The following is an 11124-nucleotide window of genomic DNA, read 5'->3' as shown; positions in this document are numbered from 1 at the left end:
GACGCCGGCGATCCGCAGAAACACGGATCGCACGCCGGGGTGACCCTCACGAATCAGCCGTTCGGTTCGGATTTTGCTTTCGGGATAGGGCCACTTCGCTAACAGCGGGTCATTTTCAGCGATGTGTTGGCCCGGCTCACACGGTTCGTGCACCAGCATCGTGCTGCTGAAAATGAATTGTTGCAGTTCGAACTCGTCCAGCGCGTTGAGCAACCGATCGGTTCCGTTGACCGTGACTTCGTCGTACGCTTCGCTGTCTTCTCCGGAAAAATCGTAGTACGCCGCCAGGTGAACGACGCTGGCGAGTTTGCCATCGGTGCGTCGTCGAACGTCCGCGACCGCGCCTCGCACATTCTCGTAGCTGGTCAAGTCGCACTCGATGTCATAGACGTTGGCGTGGCTTTTCGGCGGCTCAGGCAATCCGACTCGATCGAATCCGAACACTTCATAACCGCGATCGGCCAACGCGCGGCAAACCGGTTGCCCCAGCAGACCCGAGCTTCCCGTGACGATGACGGCAGGACGTGGTACAGACATGAATCACTCCGCTTGGAAAGAAGACGTACGCCTATTCGACTCTGCAAACACCATGCCACTGCGAATGCCAAAACACTGCGAACGCCAAGTCACTGCGAACGCCAAGTCACTGCGAACGCCAAGTCACTGCGGACGACCGCGATGACTCCGCACTTGCAAGCCGCGGTCATGCAGCCAGCTGTCTTTGGTTGGCAACACGATCACGGGTAATGTTCAGCAGGGCATAAAAGAACGCGGCAACCATTGGGCCGACGAAGATGCCCCACAACCCCATCAACTTAAGCGCCCCCAGCACGGTCACCAACGCAACCAAGGGATGTAGCTTTGCTTGATTGCCGATCACATAGGCACGAACCAGGTTGTCCGATGACGCGACAACCACCGCGCCATAAACCGCCAGCCCGATTCCGGATGCATAATGCCCATTAAACAGCAGCCACGCCGCGACACTACCCCAGACGGCGGCGGATCCCAGCAAAGGGATGAACGAAGAGAACATCGTCAGCACGATCAGCAACCAGACGTTCGGGATCCCCAAGACTGCGAAGGCAACGCCGGATAATGCCGCTTGCACGACGCCGGCCACCACGGTTCCTAACACGACGCCGCGACAGACCGACTGAAAACGCTCAGTCAATCGTTGTTCTTCCTGGTTTTTCAACGGCATCATGCGATGCAGTTCATGCAAGAACACTTCGCGGTCGGCGAGGAAATAGTAAAGCGCGAGCATCATGATCGCCAGGCTGACGGCGAACGTGAAGAAGTCCGAGAGCAATCCACGCGTCTTATCGTACAATTCCACCGTCACACCGTCGGTGATCCGCAAGACCGCTCGCCTTAAGTGTTGCCGCTGCTGTTCTGGCAAACTCGCGTTGAGTTGTTCGATCGCATCGCCGATCTGTGTCGCCTCGATGATTTCCACTGTCTCCTCGATTCCGTTGGAAGAGGTGGCCTCGAATCTCCCGGCGACGTCGGCTCCGATCTGCATGACCTGGGTACCGGCCATCAGAAAGGTGACGCCGATGGGCAGCAACACTGCGGTGACCACCAGCAACGTCGTCGCGCCGGCCGCGATTCGCGCGTGACCGGCGAACCGCTCGGTCAACCAGCGGTGCAACGGTGCAAACAACACCGTCAATACCAAGGCGACGAAGATCGCCACGATAAACGGCTTGATGACGTGAAAGAACAGCAACCCGAAGAGAGCGACCGATGCGATCAATAGCCAGAACGAAAGGTTGCGTGGCATATCTGGCAGCTCTCTTTAGGAAGTTTTCTAGGATCACTCCATCGTGTCGATCCAACAAAGCTGTTGTGGGAGCGTGGCGAGTCCCTTTGGGGGCAACGAGTGGCTCACGCGTCCGTCGCTGAGCTGATGTTGGCCGCTTTGGCCTTGCTCTTGTCGTCGGGTTGACGCGATTCCCAGCTTTTCAGTTGGTTGAACTTGTTTTGCAATTGCTCGGTCAGTCCTGACAACCCGCCGCCCCGATGCATCGCTGGTTCACGGCACATGTCTTTGACGCGATTCTCGATGTCAACTTGTAACGACCGGTCGGCATGGCGAGCATAGCCACTCATCAACAGCGACTTCAGTAGTTCATCGATTGACGAATCATCCAATGTCGGATCCGTCGAAGAGTGCTCCAGCCGCGTGCAACAGATCGAGGCAAGCTTGTCGAGTTGTTTTTCGATCTGCGGATTTGTATTGCTCATGTTTCGTTTTTCTGTGTGAAGTTCATTGGTAAGCACTGACCGAGTGTTGCGCTGGATTGATGAATCATTTTTCAACGTCACCGGCACTTCAGCGGTCATGCCCAGCGACCAAGCCGATCAAATTTTGACCAGCCAGTTCGATTGGGAATGCAGTGTCAGGTGCAGTGTCCAAGGATCGCCAACAGTCGCTCAATCGAATTGCTGTTGGGGCCCGTTCCACTGCCCCGGAATGGTTTCTGCATCCGGGAAGGAGAGCAATCGATATGCCAATGGATCGCGACGCGGCGTGCCCTTGGCGGGACAATGTCGGATGAACTGGTGTTCTTGTCACCCAGGTGCATCACACAGGTACTGGTCGCGTGAACGCTCGATACGACCCGACTGGCATGTTCGTTGCACCGGCGATCGAGCATGATTTCTTTCTTGGAACTTCCGTTGCTGGCCAACGCCGCAATCTTCGTGGCCGGGGCGATCCTGGTTTGGCTGGCAGGCACAAAACTTAGCCGTTACGTCGACTTATTCGCCGATCGAACAGGGATCGGTGAAGCACTCGCCGGTGCTCTGTTGCTCGGTGGGGCGACGAGCCTGCCGGAAGTGGCAACGACCTGTACAGCCGCGTACTCAGGTGCGGCGCAGCTGGCCGGAGCGAACCTGCTTGGCGGAGTCGCCATGCAGATTGCGGTGCTGGGGATCATCGACGCGGTGGTGCTACGAGGCCGAGCACTGACGTTGTTCTCACCTCGCTCCTCGTTGCTGATGGTTGGGGTGATGTTGATCGCACTGATCGCGCTTGCGGCCGCGGCGCTCAGCAGCGGCGAATTGGGGGCCATCGCTCACGTCGGCCTGTGGCCGCTGGTGATCTTCGGTTTCTATGTCTTTTCCGTGTGGGTGATCTATCGTTACGAAGGCGACCCACGTTGGAAACCGAGTGGTGACTTGGCCCAGCCGCCCGAATCGGCGCGTGATCTCAAGGATGCTTACCAATCCGAATACGCAGAGACCTCGACCAGGGCGTTGGTCGGTTTCTTCGCGATCGCCTCACTTGCCGTCCTGATCGGAGGATTCTTCGTGGCGAAAACCGGCGAAGCGATTGCCGAACAAACCGGGATCGGGCAGAGTCTCGTCGGAGCGACGTTGGTCGCGTTGGCAACCAGTTTGCCGGAGGTCAGCACGACGTATTCGGCGGTTCGGTTCGGAGCCTACAGTATGGCAGCGGCGAACATTCTGGGGACCAATTCAATTGAAATCGCGCTCTTCTTGCCGGCCGACCTGACCTATCGCGACGGTGTGATTTTTGACGCCATGGCCCCGTCGTCCGGCTTCCTCGCCGCGCTGGGGATTATCGTCACCAGCCTGTACCTGTGGGGGATTCTGGAGCGGCGTGACCGTACGATTCTGGGGATGGGCACCGACTCGTTTGCCGTCTTGCTGGTGTACGGCATCGGATTAGTGATTTATTCGACGCTGTAAATTTACTCCACGCTGTTCAGCCAGGATTCCGGCGACCGCCATTGCGGTCAATCACCGCCCGGTTTGGTTGGTGATCGACCAGTCATTGACTGCTCGTCGCTTAGTAGCGGAAGATGGCCATGACCGCTGCGTTTTCCGGCATCTGATCCGGCTCGCAGCGGTAAACGCGTCCTCCCTGACGCAGGGTCTCGACGACAGCCGTGTTCCGTTGCGTCGCGTCGGTATCCGTTTCGTCCGCGGAGATCAACAACGAATCGACGCGTCCGTTCGCCGCGGCGGCGACGATTTCTGAGAGCTTGCTGGATCCTTGTGACTGCGCGATGGCGGTGGCGAACTGGTCCAGATCCTCTTCGCTGCCACCACTCGGTTGGTCGGAAACCGCTTGGAGGACTCGTTCCCGCAGTTCCTGGTCACTCCATTGAGAGGGGCTGCCTTCGATCCTGGCGTCGACGCTCACGTCGGTCGTTGCTTCGAAATGGCCTGCCACTTCGGTTGTCGCGACCAACACCAACGGAATGCCGGTGTTGTAGATCGCCGCAGCGACCTGATCGCCGACCAGCGAAAGGTACTGGTCTCGATCCGCCTCAATTTTATCTTCGCCTTCTCCATGGCCGTGATAGATCGCCGTCGACGTCGCCCCGGCGCCTCCGTGGCTGCGGTGGCTCGTGTTCTGCAAACTCTCTTCAGGATCACGCGGCACGACGAGATCGTGAAAGGTCGCTGGAAGCACGTCGGTCTCAATCAGTTCGAGCGATTCGCCATCGAATCGGAACAGGCTGGCACTGTCCCAGGTCAACGAGAGAACAAACTGGGTGTCGCCCGTATTCCACTGCTTTACCAACGGTAGCAGCCAAAGCGTCTCCCCCACGAAGACACGTTCTGGCAAGGATCGGTTGACGCGGACAAGACGTGTTTTTTCGGGCGTCACAAAGATGGCCAGTCCTTCGCTTTGATGTTGCCAGAAATCGTACTTGGCGGAAAGCGATTCAAGGGGGTCAACGATCGAACAGTCATGGCCGGCCGCCTCGAGTTGCCGTTTCGCGTCACCGAGTAGATTCTTAAAAAGAATCGCGTTCTGTTGGGTCTCGGGGCCACGTCGATAGGTCGGCATCAGGATCGAGACACAAGGATTCGCACTTGTATTGGCCAGTTCTTTCAAATCGCCCGTTTTCAGACGCGTTGGTGTGAATTCATTGGTGATCGTGGACATCGCCATCTCGCTTTGGAAGGGAGGAAACGTTCTGCTAACTTGAGCTCAATACCGCTAAGTTAAGCGTCGTTTCCTAAGGTGAGGGCCCGTAGGCTCGCGCCAAACGGCTGATATTCGTTTGATATCAGCCGGTTCGCGCCAGCGCGAGAGGCACCGCATTGATGTTAACTTAGCGGTATTGATCTTATGCTCAGTTGCAAACGCGATGCCGAATGCCTTGGTGGAGTCGCGGGCGCCTACGGTGCGGACCGGCAAATGACATCGGGAATGCCGCTGCGGTGACCGAAGACGTGATTGTGAAGCCGCAATTGTCAATGGCACGCGACATGCTCTAAAATTGACGGATCTGATCGATCATCACCTTATCCAGGCACTCAAGTGATTCATGATGCGCCCGCGAGTACGAGCACGTTGGTTGCTTCGTATCTGACGATCCGGCGTGCAGTGGGGTTGAGCGGGCTGGCGCTCCCTGTGATGCTTGTCGGCGGCGGTTGGCTCGCCGGCGTCCCGATTCAGGACAACATGAGCAGCTATTACCACACGCCGATGCGCGATGTGTTCGTCGGGACCTTGTGTGCGATCGGCGTGTTTTTATTCTGCTATCGCGGCTACGATTGGGTGGAAAACTGGTCGGCGAATGTCGGCGGCGTTTCAGCGTTGGGAATCGCCTTGTTCCCGCTGGACTATGCCAGCGATCCGCTTGTGCAAAAATCGCTGAGCGGCTATTTGCATACCGTCAGCGGTGGCGTGTTCTTTCTGACGCTGGCGTGTTACTCGCTGTACCACTTCCCGCGTGACGCGAGACTTGAACAAGAGCCACACCTGCGTGAGCGGAGTTGGATCTACCGAGCCAGTGGATTGGTCATCTTGCTCTGCATGGTCGCCATGGCCGCGTATTTGTTTCTACTCGGCGGCCGATGGAAGCAGTGGTTCAACGATTTTAATTTTCTGCTGTGGATGGAATCGATCGCGGTGTGGTCGTTCGCGGCGGCCTGGCTCGCGAAAGGACGGGTGATCGTTGCCGAAATCGCTGTGGACGTCTTGGCGTACGCGTCCGAGTTGGTGTTGGACGATCAGCGACCAGATGGTCAATTGCCGGCCAATGATGGCTGGCGGCGAGGATCGTAAACCGGCGGACAACGGACCGGTTCGGGACAACTCGGTTGACCGAGGCAGTGACGTGACGGGCGGTGCGTTTCACGTGAGGTGAAAGCTCCCGACAAAAAAACCGGCAGTGGGGTGACCACTGCCGGTGTCGAAATGGCCTGTCGATTGAAGCCCGCACGCGTTAGCGAGGGGCCGCGCGGTGCCCCCCGCTTACACGTCGCACCTGACCTGATCGCGTTGCATTGGCAAGGTCGGCTGGTTCAACAGACCGTAAATTCTCCTAGAAAGCGACGGGGAAAAGAAGCTGTCGACGCGTGGGCGTGTTTATCCCGGCGACGGATCACTCGACTTCTTCGACGACTTCCTCATCGTCCATCTCTTCCAGTTGGTCAGCGCGTTGTTCGCCGGCTTCTTCGATTGCGTCGGCTTTCTCTTCGCCGCGTTCTTCGATCGCATCCGCTTTCTCATCGGCCGCTTCTTCTAACGCCGGCTTGGCAGCTTCATAGCGGTCTTCGACCTGTTCGGCCTGATTGTCGGCTTGTTCGCGAACGCTTTCAGCGTATTCCTGAGAGCTTTCGCGGACGGCGTCTGCTTGTTCGTCGTACACGCTGTCATTGCATCCAACCATGGTCATTCCAGCGGTCAGCATCAACAGGCTCAGTGCATACTTCATTTTGGTTTCCTCGTTGGTTTCGTTCTCTTGCCGTGCAGTCGGACATCGACTGACGCCGGCTCAGCGGCAGATGAAGCAAACACTGTGCCAAATAAACGACCCGGTGAATCGGGGTACATCCCTTGGCACGCTGTTTGCCCCCAGGCAGCGACAGGGCTTGGGGTTGCTCTTGCCACCATCCACGTCGACCGTCCACGTCGACCGTCCACGTCCACTGTCCAGATCCACCGTCCTCCGTTCCCATTGGAATTCGTCTCATGTCCACCCATCAAGCTTCGACGTCCCGTGCATCCAACCGTCCCTCGTGGCACGGATTTGAGACCCGTTCGATGCCGGAGGTCCCGTCGTGGATCGAAACACTGGGGCGTTCGGGATATGTCGCCAAGGGTGTCGTCTACTTCATCATCGGCTTCCTGGCCTTCAAGTTGGCGATCGGGGCGGGGGGGGAAATCTCGGGATCGCGAGAAGCGATTCAAGAGATCGGGCAACAACCCTTTGGCCGATTGTTGCTTGGTTTGGTTGCGATCGGGTTGCTCGGTTACACCGCATGGCGATGGGTGCAAGCGGCGAAAGACACCGAAGGCGAGGGGCGAGAGTTGAAGGGCATTTTCAAACGCATCGGTTATGTGATTAGCGGACTGACATACCTTGCACTCGGCGGATATGCCGGATCGATGGCATTGGGGCTGACGTCGAGTTCGGGGAACTCCCAGGGTGGGCCTGGCAGTTGGTTGTTGGATTCGACTTGGGGACGAATCGTGCTGGCGATTGCGGGCGTCATCACCATCGGGGTCGCGTTCTATTTGGTTTACAAGGCGTATCAGGCCAAGTTCATGACGAAGTATGATTTGGGCGCGATGAGCGAAACGACTCGCACGATTGCACTGCACGTTGGCCGAATGGGGCTCAGTACGCGTGGCATCGCATTCGCAATCATCGGCACCTTCATCACCATCTCGGCAGTCCAGGGGACGTCCGATGGTGAGATCGCCGGCATGAGTGACGCCTTGGCTGCGATCGCCTCACAAGCCTACGGAAAGGTCCTCCTCGGCATCACCGGGTTTGGACTGATGTGCTACGCGGTCCACTCGATGTTGTTGGGCTGGTTCCGCAAGTTCAACGTAGGGTGATCCGATGTTTGAAAAATGGATTTCCGCCACTGCGGAAGACCTGGCGATGATTGCCCTGTCAGCGATGGTGGTGTACGCCAGCATTTTGGTCTACACACGAATCGTGGGTCTGCGCAGTTTTTCAAAGATGTCGGCTGCCGATTTTGCAATGACCATTGCCGTCGGATCGATGTTCGGGTCGACCGTTTCCGGACCGTCGCCGACACTCCTGATGGGAATGTTTGCAATCCTCTGTTTGTTTGGGGCCCAGTGGTTCCTGGCGGCATTGAGGGTGCGCTCAGGCCGGGTTGGCAACACCATCGACAATCAGCCGTTGTTGCTGATGGCAGGCTCAGAAATCCTGCACGACAATCTTCGCCAAGCCAACATGACCGAGAGTGATCTCTACGCAAAGCTCCGCGAAGCCAATGCGATGAGTTTCGATCAGGTCAAGGCGGTGGTGTTTGAGACCACGGGTGACGTGTCCGTCTTGCACTCCGCCGACGACCCAAAAATAGAACCCGCAATGTTCAGCTCCGTCATCGGAGCAGAACGACTGTTCGAAAGTCGTTAAACCGTTGTCCCGTCCCCAACCACCATTGGAATTCTAAAATGCGAGAATCTGCAGCCCTCCTCCTGTTGGTCGCCGTGAGCACGGTGATCCACGCTGACGATCCCGAGAGCAAGATGGTTGAAGCAGTGCAGCAGGCGATCGTGGATCAGACCAACGACTATCGGGAAAAACATGACCTGTCGCCGGTCCGTTCGAACGATGATTTGGTCGCAACGGCATCCAAATTCGCAACCTTCATGGCAGAATCGGGAAAGTATGGTCACCATGCCGACGGCCGCACACCGGCCGAGCGTGCCAAAGACGCCGGTTATCAGTATTGCGTGGTGCGTGAAAATATCGCCTATCGCACGAACACCGGTGAGGTCACGGCAGAGTCGCTGACCGAAGTCTTCGTGCAAGGCTGGATCGACTCGCCGCCACACCGGGAAAACATTTTGGCCGACTTCGTCACCGAAACCGGCGTTTCGGTCGCGACCACTGATGGCGTGACGTATTACGCCGTCCAATTGTTCGGACGGCCGAAATCAGCTGCAATCCAAGTCAAAGTGACTAACACGACCAAACAAAATCAAACGCTCGTCGTCACCTCCAACGACAGCGAAGACGAAGTCGAACTTCCGTCACGCTCCATCATCACCATGAAACGCTGTTTCCCGGCAACGTTAAGCTTGACCGGATCGGATTCGAAAATCGAAGTCAAGGACTCCATCGAACTGTCCATTTCAGACGATGGACTGAGTCGTTGATAAACGTCAATGCGTCAGCATCAGGCGTCGCGTAGACTGGTGCTGCCGCATGCACGCGGCGTCCACTACACAAACCGACGAACAATTGCTCAGTTTTTCTCTTCCTGTTTCAGCCGGACACGGACCGCCAAGGACTTCGTCATGATTTGGATCGTCGCTTACATCAGTTCGGTCGTCGGAGCCTTCCTGACGATCCTGGCAATGACGATGATCCGTAATGAGGAACGGCACAACGTTGGTCGAATCGGTTGGCTGGGGCTCATTCTGCTGTCTCCGCCCATCGGTCTGCTGCTTTTTCTCTGGCTCGGTGGGCGGAAGATTTCTGAAGAGCACGTGACCCGCAAGTTGGTGGAGATTCCGAATTTTCCAGGTGCCACCGAAGAGCCACGCGATGCGGTCGAGCGGCTGTTGGTCGCGAGAGACCTGTGTCCACCGACATGGGGCAACCAAGTTCGATTGCTCAGTGATCCGCCAGAGGTTCGCGAGGCCTTTATCGAACTGGTTGCCAGTGCGGAGAAAGCCATCTATGTCATGACCTTTATCATGGATGAGAAGGATAGCAGCATCAAGCTCGTCGATCTGTTGTGCGACAAAGCCCGTCGTGGAGTTCAGGTCCGGTTGCTGGTCGACGGCTTTGGGTCGTTTTTCCTATCCGAGGAGCTGCTGCAGCGTGTGGAGGACGCCGGTGGACGCGTCCATCGATTCAAACGCATGTCCCAACTTTCGCGGCTCGCCTATTTAAACTTTCGCAACCACCGAAAGCTGGCCGTGGTCGACGGTGAACGGGCCATTTTGGGAGGGGCAAACATCGTCGAAGACGAACTCGCCGATCCGCCTGATGAAGACGCGTGGGTCGACATGAGTCTGTTCATCGAAGGCCCCGCGGCGACTCAATTGCAGTCTGTCTTCTGCAGCGATTGGAATTTTGAGACGGACGAAGACTTGCCGCCGAGTGAATTGACCGAGAACGACAGGGCGGATTCGAAGAGCGGTTCACGAATCACGGTCATGCCGATCGGTCCAGACGGTCCCGAGGAAATCCTTGCCGACTTTTGGCAGTGCGCCATCAATCAAGCCAAACATCGCATTTGGATTTGCACGCCCTATTTCGTGCCGCCACCCCACGCGATGCAATCGCTGGAGATGGCGTGCCGGCGGGGAATCGACGTTCAAATCCTGATCCCACAGGTCAGTGATCTGAGACCGGTCGACTATGCCCGCGAAGACTACTTCGAGGATCTGGTCGAAAAGGGCTGCAAGATCCACCGACACATGGACCGGATGGTGCACGCCAAAATCGGAATCGTCGACGACCTGGTCGCCTTGGTCGGCTCGGCCAATTTCGACATTCGTTCGTTCTACTTGAACTACGAGTTGTCGATCGCGATTCACGACAAAGAGACCATCGCGGTGGTGAGCGATTGGTTTGAGCAACTGGCGAACAAATGTGAATCCAAATCGAAGGAACGGACCAGGCTTCAGTCGGCAATGGCGACCGCCGTCCGAATGTTTGCATCCGAACTGTAGGCCGAGCTTTCAGCCGTTCAGCATTCGTTGACCACCGCACTGCGTCCCGTTTCGCTGATTGCGTAATGGACCGCCTGTGCCACGTCGCCATCCGGACCGACTGCTGCTCGCTGTCGGTCTGCTCCGATTCCCACATCAAAGAGCCGCTGGACGTAACCATTGACGCACTGCTCGTCGCCGGCCCTTTCCAAAGACGGACGCACCTCGTCGAGTAACCGATTCACGGCTTCCTTGGCGGCGAGTTTTTCGCAGGTTAGTGGATCCACCAGGTCCTTGCTGATGCCATAACGCGCGGCATGCCACATCGCGTACGACAGCAAACTCCTTCGTTTCGGTCGGTTGATTCGATTCGAATGGATGTCTTGCATCGCTTGCATCACGATGGCCCGTATCAGGCCTGCATAACCGACGGTCTCTTCCACCGCCAGCATCACATCGGCACCACGAAACTCAATCGT

The 11124-nt window shown here is 57.1% G+C and carries 11 protein-coding genes and 1 pseudogene; 6 read left to right on the top strand and 6 right to left on the bottom strand.

Going from position 1 to position 11124, the window contains the following annotated elements; genetic code table 11:
- From ABX749_RS08455 to ABX749_RS08445, 3 genes are all read right to left on the bottom strand, one after another.
- A partial coding sequence (locus tag ABX749_RS08455; protein ID WP_372895593.1) for an NAD-dependent epimerase/dehydratase family protein occupies positions 1 to 537 on the bottom strand: 537 nt, incomplete at its 3' end.
- 166 nt (positions 538 to 703) lie between these two features.
- The gene (locus ABX749_RS08450) at positions 704 to 1786 is read right to left on the bottom strand and encodes an AI-2E family transporter (protein WP_372895592.1); all 1083 of its coding nucleotides are present in this window, start codon (positions 1784 to 1786) and stop codon (positions 704 to 706) included.
- Between the two features lie 104 nt (positions 1787 to 1890).
- A complete protein-coding gene (locus ABX749_RS08445) occupies positions 1891 to 2250 on the bottom strand; it encodes a hypothetical protein (RefSeq protein WP_372895591.1) in 360 nt (119 codons plus the stop codon).
- A 411-nt stretch (positions 2251 to 2661) separates the two neighbouring features.
- Between ABX749_RS08445 and ABX749_RS08440 the strand changes: the two genes are divergently transcribed.
- Entirely contained in the window at positions 2662 to 3720 is a 1059-nt protein-coding gene (locus ABX749_RS08440) for a sodium:calcium antiporter (RefSeq protein ID WP_372895590.1), read from the top strand.
- A 100-nt stretch (positions 3721 to 3820) separates the two neighbouring features.
- Here the strand turns inward: ABX749_RS08440 and ABX749_RS08435 are convergent, their stop codons facing one another.
- Complete coding sequence (locus ABX749_RS08435; RefSeq protein ID WP_372895589.1) at positions 3821 to 4930, bottom strand: hypothetical protein; 1110 nt, start codon at positions 4928 to 4930, stop codon at positions 3821 to 3823.
- A 411-nt stretch (positions 4931 to 5341) separates the two neighbouring features.
- Here ABX749_RS08435 and ABX749_RS08430 point away from each other — a divergent pair, with 411 nt between their 5' ends.
- Positions 5342 to 6058: a DUF998 domain-containing protein gene (locus tag ABX749_RS08430; RefSeq protein ID WP_372895588.1), complete on the top strand. Its 717-nt coding sequence runs from the start codon at positions 5342 to 5344 to the stop codon at positions 6056 to 6058.
- 319 nt (positions 6059 to 6377) lie between these two features.
- Here the strand turns inward: ABX749_RS08430 and ABX749_RS08425 are convergent, their stop codons facing one another.
- A complete protein-coding gene (locus ABX749_RS08425; RefSeq protein ID WP_145217310.1) occupies positions 6378 to 6710 on the bottom strand; it encodes a hypothetical protein in 333 nt (110 codons plus the stop codon).
- A gap of 257 nt (positions 6711 to 6967) precedes the next feature.
- Here ABX749_RS08425 and ABX749_RS08420 point away from each other — a divergent pair, with 257 nt between their 5' ends.
- The 4 genes from ABX749_RS08420 (at position 6968) to ABX749_RS08405 (ending at position 10666) form a co-directional block, all read left to right on the top strand.
- Positions 6968 to 7840 carry a DUF1206 domain-containing protein gene (locus ABX749_RS08420; protein WP_372895587.1) on the top strand — a complete coding sequence of 291 codons (873 nt, stop codon included), beginning with the start codon at positions 6968 to 6970 and terminating at the stop codon, positions 7838 to 7840.
- Positions 7841 to 7844: 4 nt separating this feature from the next.
- On the top strand, positions 7845 to 8393 hold the full coding sequence (locus ABX749_RS08415; protein ID WP_372895586.1) for a DUF421 domain-containing protein: 549 nt from the start codon (positions 7845 to 7847) through the stop codon (positions 8391 to 8393).
- A 38-nt stretch (positions 8394 to 8431) separates the two neighbouring features.
- Positions 8432 to 9139, top strand: coding sequence for a CAP domain-containing protein (locus ABX749_RS08410; protein ID WP_372895585.1), 708 nt, complete (start codon positions 8432 to 8434; stop codon positions 9137 to 9139).
- Between the two features lie 141 nt (positions 9140 to 9280).
- Entirely contained in the window at positions 9281 to 10666 is a 1386-nt protein-coding gene (locus ABX749_RS08405) for a phosphatidylserine/phosphatidylglycerophosphate/cardiolipin synthase family protein (RefSeq protein WP_372895584.1), read from the top strand.
- Positions 10667 to 10683: 17 nt separating this feature from the next.
- Here the strand turns inward: ABX749_RS08405 and ABX749_RS08400 are convergent.
- Positions 10684 to 11124: pseudogene (locus ABX749_RS08400) on the bottom strand (carboxylate--amine ligase); the annotation flags it as partial.

Source organism: Stieleria sp. (genome assembly GCF_041595215.1).
GTDB lineage: Bacteria > Planctomycetota > Planctomycetia > Pirellulales > Pirellulaceae > Stieleria > Stieleria magnilauensis.
This window is presented reverse-complemented; position numbering and strand designations above follow the sequence as displayed.